Genomic DNA, 23,666 nt, shown 5'->3' on the forward strand with positions numbered 1-23,666 from the left:
GTCTATATAGGATGTTTCATGTTTATGCCATCGGATAGAGGAGTATTTATGTGAATTTTTGCAGATGGAGATAAACGATTATATTCGTTACCGAATAAACCTGTTAAGTTGACATTAATTTCCTTTATGGCCAATATAGCCACTGCATTAGCAGTGCCTGTTAAGTTATGGAAAGCTTTAGACTGCCCCCCAATTTATTTTTTATATGAGAAAACTTTTAATCGCATTCTTTTTATTAAATGGTTATACAACTTATGCCCAAATTAAATCTTCGGGTATTTTGCTGAATAGCGTAAATGCTACCAGCAAGGCAGCAAAAGGCTATTTGGCGGTGACTGCCAGGGAAAGCAACAAGCCAGTTGAACTGGTTTTTCAAACACATACCTGCGTTGGTATCAATCGTGCAGACAATAAATGGTACGTTTTACCTTTAAATGATGCTTCCGGCAAAATTAGCGCTAATACGAATTTGTGGGTACTGCCGCAAGATGCACTTTCAAAAGATAAGGCGTATCTGATCAAGTTATCAGGCTCCGACTCGGTTACCGCTGTTTCAGAAAATTACCGGTTAAAGGTTAATGTGTATTCTCAAAAATTTGAGCTGTATACAACTGAAGCCCGCCCGCATAGCGATTGTTTTAATAATCGTTATACCATCAACATACAAGATGGCGATGCCCTCGCAAACACTTTGGCTGGTTTTTACTGGGGAACGATGTTACAATCGGTGATAGAAAAAACTAAAGCAAAAAACTACCCTTACTCAAGCGGGTACGTAATTAGTACGCTAAATCCAAAAGCCTATGCCGGCTCTTATCCTGATGTTGATCACGAATTTCAAATAAAAGGGAGGCTTGCCTTTGCTTCCGACCTGGATGTTGACGTTGTGAAGCGAATGATGGAGCTTCAATTTAAATTAATGCAGGATGATCCTGAAGGCCTGTTTAGGGATCCATGTTCTGTTCAGCCCAGCGGGGAGCGTGAATATCACATTCGCAGAAATAGTCAAAACAATAAGGTAAATGCCAATATGTTTTTACTAACGGGTAATATGGAAATCCAGGAGGAAGCATTTCATTACTTTGAAGCCACCAAGGATTCCGTATGGTTAAATAAAAACATCGAAAATCTTGAAAAGGCTGCTGCGCTGACCATCGCAAACACTGATCAATATGGGCGTGTTTGGTCTGATGTATATTATGAGGATCAGGTAATGAAGGATGGCAGGGAAACCATGTCTGGCGCATTGGCTGCTTATACCTTTCAACTGCTGGCGCAAATGGAAAATATTTTGCACCGGGGAGATAAGTCAGATTACTATACCGGGATCTCAAAAAAAATTGCACAGCAATTGGTTAAGCCATTGCCACAAGGATTTTGGGATGAGCAGGAACAAAGGTTTGTTGATTGGGTGGATAGAAGCGGGGTAAAGCACAATCACATACATTTGTTAGCCAATATTTTGCCGGTTATATTCGGATATACAACCGAAACTCAAACACAGGCTGTAGCTAAACTGGTCAATTCAAACCTGGCCGAATTTCAAAGGTTCCCGAGTTTTATATCGGCAGATGTTGCAGGGTACGATAAAAACGAAATAGGTGATGGCGGCCCTTATGATCTTTGCGCAGCCGGGCGTTACTGGTGGTGGGATGCTTCATACTGGAAATGGCTCAATAACAACGATATGCTCTCTAAGCAACTTAAAACGGTTGCCGCTGAAGCTGTTAAAGATTCATATTACATGGGCGAAAGATATGATATGAACCATGTATATTATGTTGATAATAAAGATTGGCATGGGGCCGATATGTATTATGAATACCCTTGTGTTTACACATCAGTGCTTATAGATAATTATTTAGGCATCCAGCATACATTAAATGCCGATTTGAGTATTAAACCCAAGGTAAGCGGGGCCGGGACAATTGAATTTACTAATCCATTGTATAATATACGCTATACAATTACTTCAAAAGGTTTCAAGCTAAAAAATCTTTCTGACAAACCACGCCGTTTTGAAGTCGACTTATCTTCTGTTTTTAAAGAAAAGAAATTTAAGCTTGTCACGAAGTCAAAAACAGAGAGTACAGGACCGGCTGCTGTAATTGAATTATCGGCAAATGAGGAAGTAAACTGGATTAAATGAAGCTTAAAGAACAAATGAAAGCATAGGCTGATTTTTTATCAGTAAATCAAAAACGCTATAAATGAATTTTATAGCGTTTTTGATTTAGTAAGGATGGGGAGTTGAGAATATTTGAGAGCAGTATTTCTATATCAACAGGAAGGGTAATTTCTTGTATGGTATAAATATTTAATTTTCTGTGCTTCGGTAATTAGTTTTCGCAAAAAACAAACAATTTTTAAATGTTTGAATTGTGTTGATATATGATTGCGTCTAAACTCTTCCAAACAAAAAGTATCAGTTTTTTTCATGGATCCATTTAACACCCGATTTATACAAAACCAAAAAAGGTGGCCCTGGATAGACTACGACAAGGGAATAAGTATTATACTTGTTGCCTACGGCCATTGTTACGAAACATTGAAAGATCATGGACTGGCACTTGATCAGTACCCATTTCTGAATTATATAGGCGTATTTTTATACGGTTTCCGGATGCCCCTGTTTTTTATCATATCAGGATTGCTAATTGTAAAAAGCCTGAATAAAAAAGGCTTAAAAGCATACATCGGAGACCGGGGTAATAACATTTTATACCCATTGCTGGTATGGGGCGTAATACAGATTTCATTGCAGATTGTCATGAACAGGTTTACGCATAACGGTTACACACCTGTTGATTATCTTAACCTGATCATCAACCCGCGGCGGACAGGGATTTTCTGGTACCTCAACGCGTTGTATTGCATTGGTGTATTGTACGCATTTTTGCATGTGAAATTAAAGCTGCCTTCCATGGTACAGTTTTGCATTGGGGTTGTGTTATATGCCCTGTTCCCACTCATGTACCAGCTAAAAGCCGGGCTGTTTACCGATATATTTGAGTATTATGTGTTTTTTGCACTTGGCGACCTGCTGTCGAAACTGATGCTGGATGACAGAAAAATGCAATTATACACTTCATGGAAATTTTTTGTCCCCCTGTTTATTGCGTTTATTGCTATACAATATTATTGTACGCCTATAAACCTGCAACCATCAGATTTTGGTATCCGTAACGTAGAGATAAACAGCCACTATATTTTCTTTTTGCAGGCCATTATCGGGTGCGCACTATCTATAAACTGTTCCTTTTTTCTTCAAAAGCTACGTATTCTAAATTTTCTCAGAATCGTTGGCTACCATTCCCTATATATATACTGTGTGCAGATAATAGTAATGACAGTTGTACGTACGGTTATGATGGGAGTTTTTCATATTACCAATCTGCCGTTATTGCTATTGGTTATCTGGTCGGCCGGAGTAGTGCTGCCAATCTTTTTCTATAACTTTTGTTTACGATATAATTTTTGGTGGCTGTTTAGCTTCCGAAAGCCAGAAAAACAGATAGCCTGGATAAAGCAAGCCAATCTGTTTGGCTTTACGAAAAGTAAGATACTCTCAACCGACGATAAGACCGCTTAACGGCCCACGCTTTTACTTAATAAAGCCGGCTTAGCATATTGAAATCTGTTACCCATGAAAGTAAAGGCCAATGTTATTGCCCAGGTTAACGTAAACAATATATAGGGGTTAACTACTTTGCTCAACAATATATACCCGCCAATAAATGCAGCAGAAATTACATAAAATTTGGCAACCGAAAGCAACGTAACCATTTTTCGGCCGAGCAGTAAAATATCCTGCGAGATATGAAATACCAGGAATGATACAAAAATGGAATAGTTCACCACGCTTAACGATTTAATGTAAAGTACGCCCAGCAAACACACCGACAGGTTTACGATAAGCGCAATGATGTTAAACAACATATCTTGTTTTTCCATTTTCATGGCTATTAAAACATTGGCCTGGAGTAATGCTGTAGGGAAAACCAGGATTGTTAAAAACATCTGGCGTGTATACTCGGCATTGTTAAGGTAAGTGTTGCCAAAAGCAATCGGGATCAGCTTATCAGAAAACGAATAAATAAAGGTATAGGCCAGCCAGCCGAATAGTAAATAATAAACGTGTACTTTTTTATAAAAAGCAAAAAAATCCGCTTTATCGGGCTTGGAATAATGTTTTACCAATAACGGAAATACAGAAGTAGAAATAACAACAGGTAAAATCTGGGCTATCGAAAATATCTTAAATGAAATTTCATAATTGGCTACATCAAAAGCAGTTAATACTTTTGAAATGATAATATTTGACATGCGCCAGTTGATGATGGATACCCCGCCGATAATAACAAATGCCCAGTTCATAATAACCATAGCCTTGAGGTCAAGGTAGCTAACCGAGCAGCGCCAAAGTGTTTTTACGGTAATCATGTTTGATGACCCGATAACGAGGAATAAGTTAAGCGTTAAAAAACGAATAGCAATGAGTATTACGGACAGGGTTATAATGGAAAACGGATATATCAATAGTACGCAGCCGGCTGCAAACTTCAAAACAGATTCGATTGTGAGGATAATGGCGGTTTTCTTTTGCTCAAAGTTGGCTATGTTTAATGATTTTATGCCGTTTATCAGGTTATCGAAAATTACGTTAACACCCATTAAAATAATAAGCACTCGGGTAAACTGATCGCCATAAAGCAAAAAGGCCATAGCAATATTTACTGCATAAAATATAAGCCCGAAATAGATCTGCATTTTTATGAACTTACTGATCATGGTAGGCTTATCTTCGGTATGCATATATTCTCTTATAAACCACTGGCTTAGGCCCATAGTTGAGAATGCTGTTACCAATTGATATATCGCATTGGCAACAATATATTTAGCAAATATGCCTGTTGGGTACATCCTGGCCAGGATCACAAAAAACAAACTCAGAAACACCGTTTGCGACATTTGTGAAATTATCCCCCAACTGCTGTTTTTGAACAGTGAACTTTGAGACAAGCCGGAAATTTTAGCTTTAACTGAATTATAAGTGATGTTCATTTACTCAGCTGTGTATACGTTTTTGATGTGTTTACCGGAATTATTCTGATAGGTTTTTGACGATGATTGCGGCTGCAATGAATCGATAAGCGCGATGTAGTTATTCAGCATAGCCTCGTAGGTAAACATCTTTTCATATCTGGCCCGGCTGTTAACACTCATTTTTTTATAATCATCCACCGAAAGATTAGCCAGATCGTTTAACTGATTGGCCAGCATGTCCCAGTTTTCCGTTAGCTCAATGCCGTTAACACCCGGAACTCCTATCTCCAGGTTGCCGCCTATATCGTTTACCAATAATGGCTTTCCATACATTGTGCCTTCTATCAAAGAAATCGGCAATCCTTCCTGAACAGAATATAACATCAGGAAATCGGCCTGTTGCACTAACTCGTTAACTCCGTCAACAAAACCAAGTGCCTTAAAGTTTGCAGAATCTTTGCATTTTTCCTGCAATAAAGTTAGGTCGGGCCCGTCACCCGCAAAAAGAATTTCTATATCAGCGTGTAGTTTGCCTTTAAGGTGATCTACAATGAGCAATTGCCTTTTTACATCAATTACCCTTGCGGAGTATAGTATCCTGATTTTACCATCCCGTTTAAATGATATTTGCGGCTTGCCAGTAGCCTCATCTTTTATCCCGTTATAAATAACAGTGATATTCCTTTTTTTTAGTCCAAAATACCCGAGCAGGTTTTCTGTAACTTTTTTGGAGATAGAAACAATATTGTACGGAAAAAAAGATATGTTTTTATGAGTGTCATATACATTATGGGCAATGTATATGATCCTTGTGTTTAAAAAGCAGATACGTTTTATCACCATGATCAACGCCATAACATTGCGGGCGTGTACCAGCAGTATCTTGTTATTGAGATAAAAAGGGTTGCCAAACTTTACATACTCAGATACGGGGATTTTATATTTGGGATGCACTTTTTGATAGGGGATAAATCCCAATATTTTGCAATTGTACTTGTGTTTGATGCCGTTATGGATATCTAAAAGAACTTTTTGGGCTCCGGCATATTCACCAAGGTAAGAGGTAGTTGCAACGATGTCTAAAGCCATTATTTCAATATTGAGTAAAGTGTTGGCTTAATTTTCATAAAAACCATATGATATTTAAAATTTTCACGTTAATACAAACTGTAGATTAAAAAGTTTTCGGAAAACAACTACTTTTGGTCACTTTATTTAATTATTTATTATTTAATGTAATTTAATACCCCTGCCTATGCGAAAAATCTTTATTTTTTTGGCTGCGCTATGCTTTTTTAGTTGCAAAAAGGAAGCCAATTCGTTAAATTCAACTAACGAAACTCCAAAACTTAGTGATTCTTTAACATTTAATTCACTGGCGGCATCAGCCAGTACAAGTTATGTTAACGTTAAAAACTATGGTGCCAAAGGTGATGGCACCACCGACGACACAAAAGCGATAGTCGCAGCGCTTGCCGCTGCAAAAAAGGCTGGTGTACATAGTGTTTATTTCCCCGATGGAAGCTATATGATTGGCCAAACAGGTGATGGCGGAGGGGTAATAAGGCTTGTTGATGGCGTAGGCATGATGGGGAATAGCCCCGCTACATGTCATATTAAACTAACCGGAGGCAGGCATAACCCTAATCCTATTTTTTGCCAGGACTATGTGAACACACCATCAGTAAGTAATTTGGTTATCCAGGGCATTGATTTTAATGGAAATTCGGCTTTGCAAACATTTGACAGCAGTTACCAGTATTGTGCCGCCTTTAACTTTCACAACGGAAAAAACATTGAAGTTAAAAATTGCAAGTTTCAGAGTTTCAGGGGCGATGGTCTTCTATTTGGTGATGTATTTGAACCGTCTTTAAATGCAAGGATAGTTACAAATGTAGATGTGCATGATTGTGAGTTTTATAATATCTACCGCGAAGGCACTATGTTTTGTGCGGTAAACGACGCTACTTTCTATAATAACAATGTACATGGCGACGGGTACCTGGTTGGCGGTGTAGACATTGAAAGACATAGTGTAAACGAAACTGTATTAAATGTGTCGGTTTATAACAACACTTTTAATTTTACCGACGGCTACGGCCCGGTTGAGCGGGGAGGGCCAAAGGTTCGTTATCGCAGGGCGGTTACCATGGGCTTTTTTTATAATGGCTATAAAAACGGAGTTGCTGATTCACTAAGCGGTCATTATAAAATATACAATAACAAAATTTATCAGGGACAAATTGATTGCTGGGGGATGCTTAACGTGAGTATATCCGGGAACAGCTTTAAAAATAGCTATGAAAATATTACAGGTGTAGGTTATGTTACTGCGCCCGCGATCAATATTTCAGACAATGTAGCAACCAAAGGGTTAATCAACGTATTTGCAGATAATAACACTATCAATAGTGGTATTGGCAATGGCATAGCGTTTAAAAACTACGCTAAAGTGACGGCGAATGCAAATAAGATAACAGGCACCCCATTAGATGGTATCACTGTATTAGGTACAAGTGGCTGCTTTTACGGCAACACTATAACAAATGCAGGTTCGGTTAGCCAGCCACGATCGGGTATTTTAATTAACGGAAACGCATCGGGGCTTTACGTTTCAACTAATGAGGGTATCAATACCACAAGCGGAACAAGCCGTACTATGGATTATGTTATAAAAATTGCCAGTGCAAACAACGGTGCCGTTGCTCCTCAGGTTTTAAACAACAAAGGAAAAAATATGCTTAAGGGTATTATTTCAGAATACTACTACCAGCCCAACTATGTACTCGCAGCTAATAATTCGGCGCTGTAATTAGCTTTTAGTATCAATAAAAAGGCATTTGTTTTTATAAGCAAATGCCTTTTTTGTTTTCGTTAAAATTGAGTTGATTGGGGTTTGTTTTCCTCAATTATTCCCAAATTTCTACATTTTTCTACAATTTGTGAATTTTTTGCCATATAATTATCGTGCCAAAAATATAATTATATAGAAATTAATTTCGGGTAAAGTAACTTTTTTATCACATAAGGCGTAGAAGTGCGCATATTGATTAAAATTTACCTCTAATGAAACGAAATTTTTTTATTTTGGCATTGTTTTTATTTGCGTCTTGTAAAAAGGACGACGTGGCGATAATTCCCCAAGTAGATAATGGGATCAATGTAAATGCACCTGCTGTATCATTAGCCGCTACAGCTACGCCTGCAAATGCAGTGAGCGTGAAAGATCAGGGTGCAAAAGGCGATGGAGTGACTGACGACACTAAAGCTATAACCAACGCTTTACTTTACGCCAAAGCTCATGGCATTGGTAATATCTACTTTCCTGATGGCAGCTACATGATTGGCCAGATCGGCAATGGCGGCGGAATCATCAGGTTAGCCGATGGTGTAGGCATGATAGGGAATGGCCCGGCAACCTGCCACATTAAATTAACCGGTGGTCGTAAAAACCCCAATTCAATATTTTACCAAGATTATGTTGGTATGCCATCTATAGGCAACCTTGTAATACAAGGCATTGATTTCAACGGAAACCTGCCCTTGCAAACCTACGACGCTGACTATCAGTTTTGCCATGCTTTGAGTATCAACAACGGGAAAAATATCGAAGTGAAGAATTGTAAATTTCAAAGCTTCAGAGGCGATGGGTTACTGTTTGGCGATGTGTTTGAAACAAGCCTTAACAAAAGGATAGTTACAAACGTAAATGTTCATGATTCGGAATTTTTTAATATCTACCGCGAAGCCACCATGTTTTGCTGCGTAAATGGCGCATCATTTTATAACAATAATGTGCACGGCGACGGTTACCTTGTAGGTGGTGTGGATATTGAAAGGCACAGTGTTAACGAATCGGTTTTAAATGTATCGGTTTATAACAATATGTTCAATTTTGCTGATGGCTACGGCCCCGTTGAGCGTGGAGGGCCAAAGGTTCGCTATCGCAGAGCGGTTACCATGGGCTTTTTCTATAATGGTTACAAAAATGCTACCGCCGACTCATTAAGCGGTCACCATAAAATTTACAATAACAAAATATATCAGGGCCAGATTGATTGCTGGGGTATTATAAACGTTAGCATATCCGGCAATTGCTTTACAAATACCTACGAGAATATAACGGGAGTGAATTTTTTAACTGCATCGGCAATAAATATTGCCGACCCTGCAAGCACCAAGGGCTTAATCAATGTATCGGCAGACAACAATACGATAAACTCGGCTATGGGTAATGGCATTGTGTTTCATGGTTATGCCCAGGTACAGGCTAATGCCAATACTATTACCGGTACCCGTACCGACGGCATAAACCTGATCAGCACCAGCGGCTATTTTTATGGAAATACCATAACAAATGCCGGAACGGCCGCTCAAAAAGCTTCGGGGTTCATTGTTAGCGGCAATTCATCGGGTCTTATCATAACTACCAACCAGGCAACTAACACTACGGCGGGCGCAGCCCGCACTATGGATTATGTAGTGAAAATAGCGGGTGTTAACAATGGTAAGGTTGCGCCTAAAATTCAAAACAACAAAGGTAAAAATATGGCATCGGGTATTGTATGTTTATATTGGTTACAATCAACTTTTGCCGAATTGCTTAACAATTTAGCCGGCTAATTAATTTAATATAACTTGATGCAAGGGGGATTCATTAATGAGCCCCCTTTTTTATTCCGCATACAGCTAAGAAATATTCAAACGGCCCAAACTTTTTTGCCAAACAATTATTATAGCTTGAACGCCTGCTTTAAATACCTGCAGTAGGGTAGTGGCCTGTGGGTACATAAAGGCGGTTTATTATATGCAGTCCTTGAGCTATGCTTCTTAAAATTGTAATCTTCTTTGTGCTTATCGCCATTTACGTTATCTGGCATGTAGTTAACCTTGTTCAAAAAAGAGATTCATCATATCTGCTTTTTAGTTTTATAATCACCTGCATTCCGTTCCAGATGTCTTTTCCTATATATACACCAACATATATATCGGTAGATGGTATAGGTTCTTTCACGGGCAAGATATTTTTGATGTTGCCACTAATAGCATCGGTTGCGCTGCTCCTAACGCAAAAGAATAAAAACGTGACATATTGGTATAAAAATGAAAGGTGGGTGATGTGGATCTTGCTGCTTATAGCAATTTCTTTTATTAATCCTTTTAATGTGGCGCGGTGGGGTACAGTGGCGTTTGCTGTTACATTGATATCTTACATCCTGTTCTTCAGGCTTATCTATAATAAACTAAATCCGCTGCAGATATTGAACGGTATTTTTGCCAGCTTTTTATTGCTGTGCGTACTCAATTTTTGCCTTGCTATTTTATATCCGGTATTAGGGGTAACATTTGTAACTACAATTTTTCAGGCGGGTGGTGATATGTGGGCTACCAGGAATGGTACACGTGCCGGTGCTATAGGTGTTTTTGTGACGCCGGCTAATCTTGGTTTATTTTCAGTTATTGCTTCGGGTTTTTTCTTTGCCTGTTACCTTAATGGTTTCAAAAAAAAATTAAGCTTAATGGTGCTTATCGTAACGGGAATAACAATCATCCTTACCTACTCGCGTACGTCATATATAACGCTGGTGGTAATATTGATCACGCTGTTTTACATATTCAAAAACGCCGCTAAACCACTGTTATCATTAAAAAGTTTCTTTTTGGGTGTGTTGCCTGCAGCAATAGTATTGTACTGGCTGGTATTTCTATCGCCCTTTAGCGCAACTTTTTTAAAAACAGATGCCAATGATATGTACCAGGCCCGCCTTGACCACTGGACTATGGGAATGGATATATTTCACCGTTCGCCCATCATCGGGGTAGGGATAAACAGCCATCTCGAATTCGTAAACAGGTCGCCGGAGATGAGCAAAGTTATCCATAACGATTTTTTGACATCAAATCCTATTCATAATACCCATCTCATCATTTTGGCCGAAACAGGTATCGTAGGCTTTGCCTTGTGGGTAATATTTATATTAACTACTATAAACAGGGCCAAAATCAATGTAGCCCAAAATGTGAACACTATATTGTCGCTATCACAGATTGCCTTAATCATTACTTATATAATTTATGGCTTTACCGACTGGGCCCCGGTTTCGCATTCTACATTTCCAATATTTTTACTTTTTACTTTCTTCTTTTATAAGTATAGCATCAGCACGCGTTCGGCTAACGTGGTTGTACTAAGCAGTTGAGGGTAAATGGACTCGCTGCTTATCCCAATAAAAGCTTTGTGAAGAAAGTAAATCTGATCCGTTCAAGCTTGTATTTTAAGTATCTTTATAGCACAACCTTCTGCTCTTATTTTAACTATCTATTATTTTAACCGTTGGGTTGGAACTTTACAGCACATTATTCGTATAACAACATACCTTGGTAAAAGCCAAGTTTGAGCATGAATGACAAAAAGTTTAAGTTATTACTCAAAGTAATTAACTTTTTAAGTGTGGTTTCGTTAGAGAAGTACTGGAAAAATGGCTTCAAAATAGTTTTCAAAAAAAAAAAGAAGAGTGATGTATACCACTCTTCCGAAATTGAATCTGTCATCCTCCCTGTAGCTACTGCAAAGCCCGAAAAAGTGGTTTAACAAATATGCCCCTTGTACATTTAGTACCTTATTTCATTTAATTTAAATTAGCAAAACGATCTTCATTGATGTTAAATAATGATTCGTTCTTGGCAACAACCTTCATGTTGGGCCTTTGTTCACTTATTTTAATGCTTTTATCGGATTTTGCGTCTTCATTATTATCATCCGTATCAGCCCTAAATAAGCGGCGCATCATCAGGTAACAAAATTTAGGGTAGGTTTTTATCGATCTTTTTAAAACGCCTTGTTCTTTAAATACCCGGTAAAAAAACCTGAGATTTAGTTTATCTATGAATTGCGGGTAAAAATTAATTTCGCGTTTTGTTTGATGAAGGAAGCCGCCACAGGTATAAACAGCGCCCTCATATCCCGCTTTTCTCAAATCCAGCACCATAGTTTCCTGCAAAATTGCGCCCATGCCTACAAAAACTATATCCGGCTTCAATCTAACTATATTTAAAATAGCTTCGTTACGCTCCCAATCGCTTTTGAAATACCCATTTCTGTAACCTGAGATTTTTAATTCCGGAAAGCTTTTTCTGAAAACCTTTACTGACTCCTTGATACCGCTGGCGTCTGTACCCAAAAAAAATGTACTAAGCCCGTTTTCAATAGCTATCTTAAATATATATGGCACAACCGATGTCATATCGCAGGAAAAACGTTTTATCTTAAAAGCGGCAGCCTTTAAAAAGTTCAATACAGCAACAACCAATATTCCGTCTGGCGCTATAAGGTCAAAGGCCTCAAACAATTCGGCTTTCTGCACCGCCAGTGTATATGAATGTGGATTTAAAAAAGTGATCAGCCTCTTTTTTCTCGGGTCAAAGTCTTCAATAGAGCGTGGTATTCTTGAGATAAAGATGTTGTAGATATCCATTATGACTTGTTAAAGGTTAGAATTTAGTTGTCGGATCTTCATTTATAAATATAGCTTCTCAAACCAAAAGCCAGTTTAATGGCATATGCCGTTCAATAAATGCAAAGACTGTTAAAATTTAACTTTTACAAAGGGGCTTAAAACTACGGGGAGTGGGAATTTTATAAATTGTTACATTCTTATTGTCAGAAATTTATAATAATTATCGTTAAACGAAAATGTGCTTACCCTATATCTAAAATTTTATACAGTAATTGTTACAAAAAATGTACAAACTCTACTGTTAACTTCTTATTTATATGAAATTTTTCTCATTATTCTATTTTGGAGTAGGGTTTTTTGTAACAAAACTATGGGCATTAAAGCCCCCGGTTGCCTGCTAAATAGCCGTATAACTTTATGTGTATATTCAAGTGGTTGATAGTAAAAACATTACTACTAAAACGTTTTTTAACGATAATGATCAGTGCGAAAAAATGTTCAGGCATAAGTGGCTTTTAAGTCCGTAGTGAAATTTTTGGCATCTTTTTCTATCAGGTAAAATATGTTGTCCAATGTATAACATAATTAAACTGGTATAACAGATAGTAAATCGATAACCTTAATATTCACTATAGCATGTCCTTGTTAATTTCCACCGAAACCGAACCATTTAATCTCAACCTTCTTCAAAAAAGCATTTCAACTATAAAAAATAGCAGCTGTATAGATGATCCGGCCAGCGTTAAAAAAAGTCATGAAGCCTTTGCTGCTGTTGATTTAAATATCGACGCAGATTTGAGACAAGCTATACAAAAAGCCGCTTACGATAATAAAGTAGAGTTTAATTCATTTTTAATTACTGCGGCCAACATCGTTTTACAAAGGTATACCGGACAGCCTAATGTACTTTTAGGACAAGCCTTTGTACAATTAGAAGCCAGTAATGCACAAGTAGCGGAATTGTGGAATGAGCTAAACAGCAGCGATCTGCTGACAGATATTTTACTGAAGGTAAACGCTGCAATCACCGTTAACGCTGATTTTACCAACCTGCCTGCAAGCCTTCAACTATCAGGAGCAGGCATCAATAAGGATCTATTTCAGGTATTCTTTATTTCGGATAAAGGATTGGAAGATAATTCGTCAACGCTTATCCGCGAATTTGTAAGCCAGCTAAATGATTTTTACTTCGGCATATATCTCAAAGGCGATGAGAATAGCCAGCTCATATCAATTTTTTACGATACAAATAAGTTTAATGCCCAATTTTTTGATGTTTTTACTACCCGGTTGCTTGCTTTATTACGGGAAACATCCAGTTACCCCTCGCTTAAACTGGGTGAGTTTAATGTATTGGGTAAAGACGAATACGATTTGTTAATTAATAAATTTAACGACACGATTACTGCTTATCCGCACACGAAAACCATTTTTGACCTATTTGAGCAACAAGCCGCCGAAAAACCAGGTGCTGTAGCACTCATCAAAGGCGGTAAGCAGCTTACTTATCATCAATTGAATAAGCAGGCTAACCAGCTTGCTCATTATTTGATAAACGAAGGCGTAAAACCAGGGGATAATATAGGCCTGTTGACAAACCGTAGCTTCGACATGATCATTGGGATGCTGGGAATACTAAAAGCGGGCGGCGCTTATGTTCCGATAGATCCGGATTATCCATTGGATAGACAGGAATATATTTATACCCAATCGGCTATAAAAATGATTGTTGCCGATCATGATTACCCTTTAAAGGTGATTGTTAAAGAAAATAACTTCAAGCTCATCAACCAATTATGCATTGAAAATTTTGATGAACACAACCCTGCTTTAAAGATCGATAGCAGTCAGCTGGCATACACTATCTATACATCGGGGTCTACCGGCAAACCTAAGGGTGTTATGATTGCCCATCACTCGGCAGTTAACTTATTGCAATGGGTAAATAACCGCTTTAATATAACAAATAGCGACAAACTGCTGTTCATTACCTCCATGTGTTTTGACCTTTCTGTTTACGATATATTCGGCATGCTTTCAGCTGGAGCGGCAGTTGTGATTGCTGAGAAAACAGAGATCCAGAATGTACAGATATTGGCAGAAATGCTTATAAAATATCAAATTACATTTTGGGATTCGGTGCCAACTACTTTAGATTACCTGGTTAAGACACTTGAAAAAGACAACCCTAAATACAGGTATTTCGGATTAAAGACTGTTTTCATGAGCGGCGACTGGATCCCTGTGAACCTTCCTGATCGCATAAAGCTTTTCTTTCCCGAAGTGCAGGTAGTAAGCTTAGGCGGTGCAACGGAAGGGACGGTTTGGTCAAACTACTTTGTAGTTGATAAAACTGATCCAGCCTGGAGCAGTATCCCTTACGGAAAACCCATTGCAAATAATTTTTTTTATATCCTGAATGATCATTTACAGCCTGTGCCGGTTGGTACAGTGGGTGATTTATACATTGGTGGGGTAGGAGTGGCAAAGGGCTACGCTAATGACAGCGAGAAAACAGCAAGGTCATTCATTCCCGACCCTTTTCATCCTGGTAGCGGTGGCATGATGTACCGTACAGGTGACTCGGGTAAAATGATGCCCGACTACAACATGGAGTTTATAGGGCGAAAAGACAACCAGGTTAAGATACAGGGATTTAGGGTGGAGCTTGGAGAAATTGAAAGTGTGTTAAATGGAAGCGGCCTGGTAAATTCAGCAATTGTATTAGCCAAGCCTGATAGTGATGGTAACAAACGATTAGTTGCCTATATAGTTAGCAAAACGAACGGCCATGATCCCGAATCGTTTAAATCATACCTGCATAAATTTTTACCAGAATATATGATCCCCTCTGTTTGGATTGAACTGGATAATTTGCCCTTAACAGGTAACGGAAAAATAGACAGGAATGCACTTCCCGAAGTTAACGACGTAGCAAAGATAAAAAGAGAATATGTAGAGCCGGAAACCGAAACCGAAAGGGTGCTGGTAAGTATCTGGAAAGAAAATTTCAGGAACAACGATATTGACGTGCTAAGTAACTTCTTTGATATTGGCGGGCACTCTTTAATGGCGGTGCAAATTTTATCTAAACTCAAAAAAATCACCGGGAAAAACCTGCAGTTATCCGTTTTTTATAAATACCCAAGCGTTAGGTTACTGGCACATTTTATTGATGACGAAAACGATGACTATAATTTCAGGTCGCTGGTTGCAATTAAGCCATCGGGGTCAAAAAATCCATTGTATATCATTCATGGTGATGGTTTAAATGTGCTCAACTTCAGCAAGCTGGCTAATCATATGGGTAAAGATCAGCCGGTGTATGGTTTGCAGGCGCTGGGGCTTAATGGCGTTGATGAGCCTATTGATAAGCTACCTGTTATAGCTTACCACTACATGCAGGAGATTATCAGGCATAACCCCCGCGGGCCATATTTACTGGCTGGATACTCATCTGGTGGCTATGTGGCTATGGAGATCAGGAAGCAAATGGTAGCACAAGGTCGGGAAGTTAAAATGCTGATCATTTTTGATACCGATGCCGAAAAAACCGAGTATAAAGACTGGTATTCACTATTGCCCAAAAAAGCTAAACGTCATTTTCCCCGAATGTTACAGGCAATAAAGTTTTCGATAAGTCAAACATTTAAAGGCAAATCATCCTTGCAACCCGAAGTTCCGGTTGAGAAAAAGAAGGATTCGAAAGAGTTTTACAGGCTCATTCAAAAAATAAAAAATAAGCATATAACCGCATTCAGAAACTACCCGCTTGAACCATTTGATGGCAAGTTATATTTATACAGGGCAAAAATAAGTGTGCATTATGTTGAGTATGGCAAGTATTTAGGCTGGGAAAAATTCGCTGAAAAAGGCGTTGATCTGTTTGAGATTCCGGGCGATCACTTTTCTATGCTGCAAACTCCACATGTAGCTGAGCTGGCCGATATTTTACAAAAAAACATAGACAATGTGGCGTTGGGTTAAATATACAGTCGCCAGGCAAACGATGATGTTATTTGCTTTACAGTTAATTAACATTGTGGCTTTACACCCATAGGTTGTTTTACCTGTAGCCCGGCGTACGCAGGCATAGATATTGCAAAATCATGTTGTAGTCTTTTAAGGGCACTACGTTTGGTGCCGGCTACCGAAATCTAACATCAACTAATTTATAAACATCAATTTATATGAAAAAAATTTCTTTAATCATTCTTTCAGCTCTGATAGCTTTTTCGTCATGCAGAAAATTATCAGATAAGGATAACGCTGCACCTGGTAATAATGATCCAAATTATGACGCCAAAAACAGGGTATTCAGGGTGAAGGCTTCTTCAACTTCTACCTTTAAACTGGTTATTGTTGAGTATGGTGATGATGGCGTAACACCTTATAACACCCAAAACGCCGATCAGTCATCAGCATTTGATTATGGCTTTACTCCGGTTATTGGTCATAAAATAACAGTATCAATTCAAAGTCCAAATGGCAAGATCACAGCATCGGCCTTGTACAAAAATGAATATCTCGATCCTATAAACGTTAAAACCAGTGGATCCGGCAGCACAGCCGATTTTGATTATACTGTTAAAAACTGATCGCTTCCATATTTGTCAAATTCATTTAGCCAGGTTATGGTTAACCGCTTAAGATGTTTTATACACTGCTGATACATATCATGATTCAATTGTTCGCTGTTCAAAAAGACGAAACTCATTTTAGATCAACTGTTATTCCGGTTGACCGAAAGGATTTTCGTGCTGTTAATATTAAAGATCATGGCGCTAAGGGGGATGGCATAACTGATGATACGCAGCCGATAAGAGAGGCTATAATCTTTGCCCATTCAAATAATATCCCAACAGTCTGGTTTCCCGAAGGCAGATACTTAATTAAAGATCCGGGAACCAAGCCAGGCGTAATAAAACTGATGAGCGGAGTAAGCTTAGCTGGCGACGGGCCAATTAAAACTCACATTATACTGTCTGGAGGAAGAATGAACCCTGTTTCGATATTTTATCAGGAATGGCGCGAAGAGCCGTCGATTGATAATATTAGTATAAGAGGTATTGATTTCGACGGAAACCTGAGCAAACAACAATTTGACCCCGGATATCAGTTTTGCCATGCGCTAAGTATAAACAATGGTAAAAACATCGAGGTGAAAAACTGTAAGTTTCAAAGCTTTAGGGGCGATGGCTTGCTTTTTGGTGATACGTTTGAGCAAACACTTAATGCACGCATAGTTTCAGATGTGCGTGTTCACAACTGCGAGTTTTTCAATATTTACCGCGAAGGCACCATGTTTTGCTGTGTTAACGGAGCATCTTTTTACAGCAATTGGGTACACGGTAGCGGCTACCTGGTTGGCGGGGTTGATATAGAAAGGCACAGCGCAAATGAAACCGTTATGAACGTGGCGGTTTATAATAATGTATTTGATTTTCGCGATGGCTTTGGCCCTGTTGAACGTGGCCGGATCATAAAATACAGGCGCGCCGTAACCATTGGCTACTTTTACGATGGCTATATTAATGGTACTGCCGATTCGCTGAGCGGGCATCATAATATATATAACAACAAGATATACCAGGGGCAGATCGATTGCTTCGGACACCTTGACGTTAAAATTAACAGGAATACGATAATTAACACTTTTGAAAAACTTAAAGGTGTACTTCATGTTAGTACACCGGCAATAAACGTTTCTGATGCCCGCAGTACCGAAGGGCTTAAAAATGTTATTATCGATAGCAATTATATAAGATCGGCCATTCCGGGTAACGGAATTGTATTTTACAAATACAAGCAGGTTAACGCCAGCCACAACATCCTTAAGGGTAAAAACTTAGGAGGGGTAATGCTGATAAATTCAGAAGGCGCTGTTAACGCTAACATCACTCAAAATAACTAACGTAACAATTAAAAACATCAATGGCAACCCGTAAAATAGCAAAAGCCTTTTTGATACTGCTGCTCGCAGTTTGTGCATTATCGTCATGCCAATCGTACAAAAATGTACCTTATTATAAAGATTTAGATAAAAATGGTATAGTAACCGAAAAAGTGACCAATACCACCAATTATGTTATTCACACAGGTGATATATTGGGCATCAACATAACCAGCAGAAACCCCGAATCGGCTGCCGTTTTCAACTATAATCTTGCCCGCGTAAACGGAAATGCATACAATACATCGCCCGACAATCCTGTTATCGGTTATCGGGTGGATGAAAGCGGTAATATCCATTTGCCCTTAGCCGGAGACATAAAAGCGTTGGGTTTAACTACACAGCAACTTACTGAAAGTTTAAGCAAAACCCTGCTTACTTATTTAAAAGACCCTGTGGTTAACATAAGGATAGTGAATTTCAAAGTATATGTTTATGGTGATGTTGCACGACCGAATGCATACAACATTACCGACGAACACCCAACCGTTACACAGGCGTTAACTATGGCCGGCGATTTAAATATCACAGCCTTACGAAAAAAAGTTTTATTAATAAGAACCGAGGATGGTGAGCGTAAATACATTCCGCTCGATCTTACTTCTAAAAACCTTTTTCAATCGCCTTACTTCTATTTAAAAAACAATGATGAAATATATGTAACACCGGGTCGGGCTAAACTTACAGCCAACGGCTTACCTGTTTTAGGTATAGTGATATCGGCCCTGTCGGTAGTTGCAATATTGTTAACACGTAATTAGTAACTAATGAGTACAAATCATTCACAGTTTTTAACCTTCGCCACTGAAAAGGAAAAAGACTCTTCAGTTAGTTTAAAGTCGCTTTTTGCAAAATATCTATATAATTGGCGTGTGATTTTAGTAACTGTAGTGGCTATGCTTATTGTAGCATTTGCCTACACGCAACTTGCAGATCCTGTTTACCAGGTTAAAGCAACATTGTTGGTTAATACACCTAAAGATGCTGATAAGCCGGATGCTAACCAGTCTGTACTGGATAAAATTGATTTGCCGAAATCTGCCGATGCGGTTGAAAATGAAATAGCCAAGCTAAAATCGGCCAGGTTAATTAACCAGGTTATCTCTGATTTGCAACTGGACATAAGTTATGAGAAAAAAGATGGTCTGTTTTATAAAGATATCTACGCCACACGCCCATTCAGGATCCTGTTTATAAAGCACAATGCAGATGCCGATATTAAAGCGAAAGTTTTTATCCAGGTAAAGGACAGCAAGTCTTTTATGCTTACAACCGATGGGGATAGTAAACAGTACTCTTTTAACGATGTTATGCATACAGATTGGGGTACATGGAAGCTTATTCCCGCTCAAAACGCCCCGTCTTTTACAGGGCAGCCGTTGAGGGTATCATTACTTGATGCGGATAAACTAACAGAATACTATCAGAAAAACATAGATGCCGGCCTGGAAGATAAACTGGCCACAGCCGTTGATCTTTCATTTAATACAACCGACAGGCAAAAAGGCAAGGATATCATTAATCAGCTTGTTAAGGTTTATAATGATGACGAAATAGCTGATAAAAATAAGGAGACACAAAACACGATCAATTTTATTGATCAGCGCCTGGCTTCATTAACAGGTGAGCTATCCGGTGTCGAAAAAAGCATCTCCGATTTTAAAAGTTCAAACCGGCTTACTGATATTACATCTGATGCAAAATTCGAGTTGGAAAAACTGCAGACCAACGATAGCCGCCTAAGCGAAATTAATGTGCAACTTAGCGTTATCGACGGTATAGAATCCTTTGTGAATTCGCCGCACACGGCTGATAAAGCACCCGCTGTTATCGGTATAAATGATCCATCGCTCGTAAGTTCGGTCGAAAAACTATCGCAATTACAGTTGCAGCGCGATCAGCTGGCTGCCACAACACCCGAAACCAACCCTGATTTTGAGGAAATCAACGCCCAGATCAAAACAACTAAGGCATCTATAAAAGATAATGTTAAAAATATCAAGGCTTCATTGCTCAACGCGCAAAGTAAGTTAAGGTCGCAAAGCTCATCTTCCGAGTCGTCCATAGCCAACCTGCCTGGCCAGGAGCAAAAGTTTATCAGTATAAAACGTCAGCAATCTATAAAGGAAAACCTTTATGTATACCTGCTGCAAAAACGCGAAGAAGTTTCGTTAAGCTATGCCACTACGGTTTCAAATTACAAAGTGCTTGACAGTGCACATAGTTTACCGTCAAAATGGCCCAATAAAAAGGTCATATTTCTGGCGGCTTTCATTTTAGGTATTATTCTGCCTGCCATCGGCATTTATTTGGCGCAGATCTTTAAAGGAGTAGTTCTTGACCCTGCCGAAGTTGAAAACGCCATAGAAATGCCTATTTTTAGTGAGATAGCGGCAGCCCCGGCTTCTGGTCTTGTTAAAGGAGGTTTGATTGTAGAGCAGTTAAGGAACCTGAGAACTCAATTATTTGATCTTCATGGCGAAGGTAAAAAGTCAAACGTAACGCTGGTAACCTCCAGTATTTCGGGTGAGGGAAAAAGCTTTATTGCCGGAAATACCGGCAATATTTTGGCCAATACCGGTAAAAAAACGGTAATACTTGAGCTCGATCTAAGGCGTTCGGCCATTAAAGATATTTTTAAACTATCTAAAAAACAGGTTGGCATCTCCGATTATTTACGAGGCAACGTGCCATTGGCAAAAATTATTCAGCCATCGGGTGTTAAGGAATCATTGGATATCATCAGCAGTGGCTCCGCAGTATCAAATCCTACCGAACTTTTAGAAAATGGAAAGCTTGGTGAACTGATAGCCGAACTTAAAAATACCTATAGCGATATCATTATAGATAGCCCGCCGGTGCACCTGGTAGCCGACGGTTATATAATTGCCCGCGTTAGCGATGTTACTTTGTATATAGTTAGGCAGGGTGTTACCCCTAAAAGCGAGCTTGTGTTCATTAAAAATTTATTGAAAGAAAACAAGCTTCCCGCTATGCAAATTGTATTTAACGGGGTTAATGTTAAAAAATTCGGATTTGGTTATGAGTATGATAACTCATATTATCAAACTACATCATTACCCGGCGAGTTATCAGCTTAGTTATTAATATGTTAAATATTCACTTGTTTTAAATGAAGAAACTATTTGTTTGTTCGGGGTTTTACGCAGGATTACTACCATTTGCTGCAACCATTGTAAATGCCATGCGCGATGAAAATACTTATGGCATATTTATGTGCAGTGGTAAGTGCGACTACCGTAAAGCCGTTATACCTAATGGCGACAAATATTTATTTCTGAATTTTCCTGAAAGTAAGCTAAAAGGATTGCTTTACAGCATATATCCTGCTGCATTGCTAAAGGCTATAACTGAGGTTTGCAAAAAAAACAACATCGAAGTGATCCATCTTTTAACAGAAGATTCCGTACTGGCCCTGCACATTCATCAGCTAAAAAGGCTGGCAAAAGTTTATTACACTGTTCACGATCTGTTTTTTCACGAGCAAGTTTATAAAAACGTATTAAAAAAGTTGATGCGGACACTTTTGGTGAAAAAGCGCGTTACTTATTTGATAAAACATACCGATAACCTGGTAACCTGTAGCGCAGATCAGTATAACTATATGAAGAAGTGGTTTGTAAATCAGCATATTTATTTTCACAATTTCCCAACCCTTGTTACCGACGTAATTAAGACCGGCAAAAAGACCATGCCGGAATTGGCCGGCATTAATAACTATATTTTGTTTTTTGGGCAGCTGGAACAGTACAAAGGGGTTGATATATTATATAATGCCTATATAAATAATGCCGACGGATTTGTAAAAATGCCATTAGTAATAGCTGGCAAGGGGTATATCTATTTTGATCGCGACGGGACGAAGGAAGAGAACGTGATTTTCGTTAACAGGTACATTGATGACGAAGAGATCAGGCAGCTATTTGAAAATGCCTTTTGCGCAGTTTTTCCGTATATATCCGGAACGCAGTCGGGCATATTGTCCCTTCCTTATTATTTCAGGGTGCCTTCATTAGTTTCTGATATTCCGTTCTTCAAGCAGTTTTCTGTAGAAAATGTAACCAGTATCAGTTTCAGCAACGAACATCCGGCTCAAATAATGCAGAAAATAAGGGAGTTGGAAAATACAGACCAACAAAAGATCACTGATGCAGGGATGGAGTTCTACGAGCGTGTTTACGATCAAAAGTCACTGCGCGATCAACTTTCATCAGCATACGCCGAAAGCCCCACATTTCAAACAGAAGCGGTCAGTTAACGAAAATATGAGCATGGAGATTACTTCAATAACCGAAAGCCACTTGTCCCAGTGCGCTGCTATTATGATTGATGCCTATAACGCCCCTCCCTGGAATTGCCAGTGGACAAGCGAAAAAGCGCATCAATATTTGGCCGAATTGATTGACCATAAAGATTTTGTTGGGTTCATCATTTACGACAATAATGAACCAGCCGGCGCCATTTTAGGGCATAAGAAAACCTGGTGGACCAACAGCCAATTAATGATCGATGAGTTGTTTGTTTCGCCTGCTTCTCAGAAAAAGGGTTGTGGAAAGAAGCTCTTGCAGTATTGCGAAGATTATGCCGGTACCAATCAAATTGAGTTATTGGTTTTAATGACAAACAGATATCTGCCGGTATACAACTTTTATGAAATGATGGATTACACACTTGCAGATCAGTACGTGTTTATGTTTAAGCAGTTGAACTTATAGTTTATGGAGATGAAAATTTCCGAATATTGATGGTTTCGGCCCTTCTTCGGGAGAAAGTTTTATAAATTCCTTGTAACAATGGCTGATGTAAACAGCCTGGTCAAAATCTTTGCTCATAAAGGTTGTCATATCTGGTGATTATCGTAAAACAAAGCAGTGCAGCTTTTGGCCATTTAACGGCACATATTTTCCGATAGCTTCTTTGCTGAACGCGTGCTGAATTTGTGTTGTAATTTTAACCTTTTTGGCTAACCGCTGTTGCTTCATTGCATCTTTCTCCGATTTTTTACTCCACCATAAACGCAGGTTGACGCTGTCTTCGGTATTGGGGTCCGCTATTGGCTGCTTAAATGCGGATTGATTTATCGAACTGGTGCCTTTGCAGTTAATCACTGCCTTGTTCAGGAGATGTTGTGATGCGTTAAGATAAAATTGGCGGGTATTGAAGATTGGCGACCATTACAGTATCAGGTC

18 protein-coding genes are annotated in these 23,666 nt (G+C 38.9%); 13 read left to right on the plus strand and 5 right to left on the minus strand.

The window, feature by feature from the left end:
- The first annotated feature begins 205 nt into the window (after window positions 1–205).
- Window positions 206–2,149: a hypothetical protein gene (locus MTO98_RS14940; RefSeq protein ID WP_243487425.1), complete on the plus strand. Its 1,944-nt coding sequence runs from the start codon at window positions 206–208 to the stop codon at window positions 2,147–2,149.
- Window positions 2,150–2,437: 288 nt separating this feature from the next.
- On the plus strand, window positions 2,438–3,592 hold the full coding sequence (locus tag MTO98_RS14945; protein ID WP_243487426.1) for an acyltransferase: 1,155 nt from the start codon (window positions 2,438–2,440) through the stop codon (window positions 3,590–3,592).
- Here the strand turns inward: MTO98_RS14945 and MTO98_RS14950 are convergent.
- Together MTO98_RS14950 and MTO98_RS14955 are read right to left on the minus strand one after the other, a co-directional pair.
- The gene (locus tag MTO98_RS14950; protein ID WP_243487427.1) at window positions 3,589–5,064 is read right to left on the minus strand and encodes an oligosaccharide flippase family protein; all 1,476 of its coding nucleotides are present in this window, start codon (window positions 5,062–5,064) and stop codon (window positions 3,589–3,591) included. The genes MTO98_RS14945 and MTO98_RS14950 overlap by 4 nt on opposite strands.
- A complete protein-coding gene (locus tag MTO98_RS14955; RefSeq protein ID WP_243487428.1) occupies window positions 5,065–6,135 on the minus strand; it encodes a glycosyltransferase family 4 protein in 1,071 nt (356 codons plus the stop codon). It abuts the gene before it with no gap.
- 166 nt (window positions 6,136–6,301) lie between these two features.
- Between MTO98_RS14955 and MTO98_RS14960 the strand changes: the two genes are divergently transcribed.
- The 4 genes from MTO98_RS14960 to MTO98_RS14975 all read left to right on the plus strand — a co-directional run bounded on the left by MTO98_RS14960 (window position 6,302) and on the right by MTO98_RS14975 (window position 11,638).
- Window positions 6,302–7,858 carry a glycosyl hydrolase family 28-related protein gene (locus MTO98_RS14960; protein ID WP_243487429.1) on the plus strand — a complete coding sequence of 519 codons (1,557 nt, stop codon included), beginning with the start codon at window positions 6,302–6,304 and terminating at the stop codon, window positions 7,856–7,858.
- 254 nt (window positions 7,859–8,112) lie between these two features.
- Window positions 8,113–9,669: a glycosyl hydrolase family 28-related protein gene (locus MTO98_RS14965; protein WP_243487430.1), complete on the plus strand. Its 1,557-nt coding sequence runs from the start codon at window positions 8,113–8,115 to the stop codon at window positions 9,667–9,669.
- Window positions 9,670–9,869: 200 nt separating this feature from the next.
- Window positions 9,870–11,246, plus strand: coding sequence for an O-antigen ligase (locus tag MTO98_RS14970; protein ID WP_243487431.1), 1,377 nt, complete (start codon window positions 9,870–9,872; stop codon window positions 11,244–11,246).
- Window positions 11,247–11,446: 200 nt separating this feature from the next.
- Window positions 11,447–11,638, plus strand: a complete 192-nt coding sequence (locus MTO98_RS14975; protein WP_243487432.1) for a hypothetical protein — start codon at window positions 11,447–11,449, stop codon at window positions 11,636–11,638.
- 37 nt (window positions 11,639–11,675) lie between these two features.
- Here MTO98_RS14975 and MTO98_RS14980 read toward each other — a convergent pair whose 3' ends face one another.
- Window positions 11,676–12,521 (minus strand): WecB/TagA/CpsF family glycosyltransferase, encoded by an 846-nt coding sequence (locus MTO98_RS14980; protein ID WP_243487433.1) that lies wholly within the window; start codon window positions 12,519–12,521, stop codon window positions 11,676–11,678.
- 618 nt (window positions 12,522–13,139) lie between these two features.
- Between MTO98_RS14980 and MTO98_RS14985 the strand changes: the two genes are divergently transcribed.
- From MTO98_RS14985 to MTO98_RS15015, 7 genes are all read left to right on the plus strand, one after another.
- The gene (locus MTO98_RS14985) at window positions 13,140–16,490 is read left to right on the plus strand and encodes an amino acid adenylation domain-containing protein (RefSeq protein ID WP_243487434.1); all 3,351 of its coding nucleotides are present in this window, start codon (window positions 13,140–13,142) and stop codon (window positions 16,488–16,490) included.
- Between the two features lie 203 nt (window positions 16,491–16,693).
- Window positions 16,694–17,101 carry a hypothetical protein gene (locus tag MTO98_RS14990; protein ID WP_243487435.1) on the plus strand — a complete coding sequence of 136 codons (408 nt, stop codon included), beginning with the start codon at window positions 16,694–16,696 and terminating at the stop codon, window positions 17,099–17,101.
- An 80-nt stretch (window positions 17,102–17,181) separates the two neighbouring features.
- Complete coding sequence (locus tag MTO98_RS14995; RefSeq protein ID WP_243487436.1) at window positions 17,182–18,417, plus strand: glycoside hydrolase family 55 protein; 1,236 nt, start codon at window positions 17,182–17,184, stop codon at window positions 18,415–18,417.
- A gap of 20 nt (window positions 18,418–18,437) precedes the next feature.
- Entirely contained in the window at window positions 18,438–19,217 is a 780-nt protein-coding gene (locus MTO98_RS15000) for a polysaccharide biosynthesis/export family protein (RefSeq protein ID WP_243487437.1), read from the plus strand.
- 6 nt (window positions 19,218–19,223) lie between these two features.
- A complete protein-coding gene (locus tag MTO98_RS15005) occupies window positions 19,224–21,557 on the plus strand; it encodes a tyrosine-protein kinase (protein WP_243487438.1) in 2,334 nt (777 codons plus the stop codon).
- Window positions 21,558–21,589: 32 nt separating this feature from the next.
- The gene (locus tag MTO98_RS15010; RefSeq protein ID WP_243487439.1) at window positions 21,590–22,735 is read left to right on the plus strand and encodes a glycosyltransferase; all 1,146 of its coding nucleotides are present in this window, start codon (window positions 21,590–21,592) and stop codon (window positions 22,733–22,735) included.
- 13 nt (window positions 22,736–22,748) lie between these two features.
- Window positions 22,749–23,192: a GNAT family N-acetyltransferase gene (locus MTO98_RS15015; RefSeq protein WP_243487440.1), complete on the plus strand. Its 444-nt coding sequence runs from the start codon at window positions 22,749–22,751 to the stop codon at window positions 23,190–23,192.
- On the opposite strand, the gene MTO98_RS34275 is transcribed toward MTO98_RS15015, so the two are convergent.
- Window positions 23,187–23,309 carry a hypothetical protein gene (locus tag MTO98_RS34275; protein WP_256464372.1) on the minus strand — a complete coding sequence of 41 codons (123 nt, stop codon included), beginning with the start codon at window positions 23,307–23,309 and terminating at the stop codon, window positions 23,187–23,189. The two genes, MTO98_RS15015 and MTO98_RS34275, sit on opposite strands and share 6 nt — an antisense overlap.
- A 21-nt stretch (window positions 23,310–23,330) precedes the next feature.
- Complete coding sequence (locus tag MTO98_RS15020) at window positions 23,331–23,585, minus strand: hypothetical protein (protein ID WP_243487441.1); 255 nt, start codon at window positions 23,583–23,585, stop codon at window positions 23,331–23,333.
- Window positions 23,586–23,666 lie beyond the last annotated feature (81 nt).

Origin of the sequence: Mucilaginibacter sp. SMC90 (assembly GCF_022811725.1) — a bacterium.
Lineage (GTDB): Bacteria > Bacteroidota > Bacteroidia > Sphingobacteriales > Sphingobacteriaceae > Mucilaginibacter.

What these genes read in the sequence shown, in the direction of transcription:
- MTO98_RS14975 (WP_243487432.1), top strand. Translation starts at nt 11,447, where the DNA reads ATGAATGACAAAAAGTTTAAGTTATTACTCAAAGTAATTAACTTTTTA.
- MTO98_RS14995 (WP_243487436.1), top strand. Translation starts at nt 17,182, where the DNA reads ATGATTCAATTGTTCGCTGTTCAAAAAGACGAAACTCATTTTAGATCA.
- MTO98_RS14990 (WP_243487435.1), top strand. Translation starts at nt 16,694, where the DNA reads ATGAAAAAAATTTCTTTAATCATTCTTTCAGCTCTGATAGCTTTTTCG.
- MTO98_RS15015 (WP_243487440.1), top strand. Translation starts at nt 22,749, where the DNA reads ATGGAGATTACTTCAATAACCGAAAGCCACTTGTCCCAGTGCGCTGCT.
- MTO98_RS15010 (WP_243487439.1), top strand. Translation starts at nt 21,590, where the DNA reads ATGAAGAAACTATTTGTTTGTTCGGGGTTTTACGCAGGATTACTACCA.
- MTO98_RS14960 (WP_243487429.1), top strand. Translation starts at nt 6,302, where the DNA reads ATGCGAAAAATCTTTATTTTTTTGGCTGCGCTATGCTTTTTTAGTTGC.
- MTO98_RS14950 (WP_243487427.1), bottom strand. Translation starts at nt 5,064, where the DNA reads ATGAACATCACTTATAATTCAGTTAAAGCTAAAATTTCCGGCTTGTCT.
- MTO98_RS34275 (WP_256464372.1), bottom strand. Translation starts at nt 23,309, where the DNA reads ATGAGCAAAGATTTTGACCAGGCTGTTTACATCAGCCATTGTTACAAG.
- MTO98_RS14955 (WP_243487428.1), bottom strand. Translation starts at nt 6,135, where the DNA reads ATGGCTTTAGACATCGTTGCAACTACCTCTTACCTTGGTGAATATGCC.
- MTO98_RS15005 (WP_243487438.1), top strand. Translation starts at nt 19,224, where the DNA reads ATGAGTACAAATCATTCACAGTTTTTAACCTTCGCCACTGAAAAGGAA.
- MTO98_RS14985 (WP_243487434.1), top strand. Translation starts at nt 13,140, where the DNA reads ATGTCCTTGTTAATTTCCACCGAAACCGAACCATTTAATCTCAACCTT.
- MTO98_RS14940 (WP_243487425.1), top strand. Translation starts at nt 206, where the DNA reads ATGAGAAAACTTTTAATCGCATTCTTTTTATTAAATGGTTATACAACT.
- MTO98_RS15000 (WP_243487437.1), top strand. Translation starts at nt 18,438, where the DNA reads ATGGCAACCCGTAAAATAGCAAAAGCCTTTTTGATACTGCTGCTCGCA.
- MTO98_RS14970 (WP_243487431.1), top strand. Translation starts at nt 9,870, where the DNA reads ATGCTTCTTAAAATTGTAATCTTCTTTGTGCTTATCGCCATTTACGTT.
- MTO98_RS14980 (WP_243487433.1), bottom strand. Translation starts at nt 12,521, where the DNA reads ATGGATATCTACAACATCTTTATCTCAAGAATACCACGCTCTATTGAA.
- MTO98_RS14945 (WP_243487426.1), top strand. Translation starts at nt 2,438, where the DNA reads ATGGATCCATTTAACACCCGATTTATACAAAACCAAAAAAGGTGGCCC.
- MTO98_RS14965 (WP_243487430.1), top strand. Translation starts at nt 8,113, where the DNA reads ATGAAACGAAATTTTTTTATTTTGGCATTGTTTTTATTTGCGTCTTGT.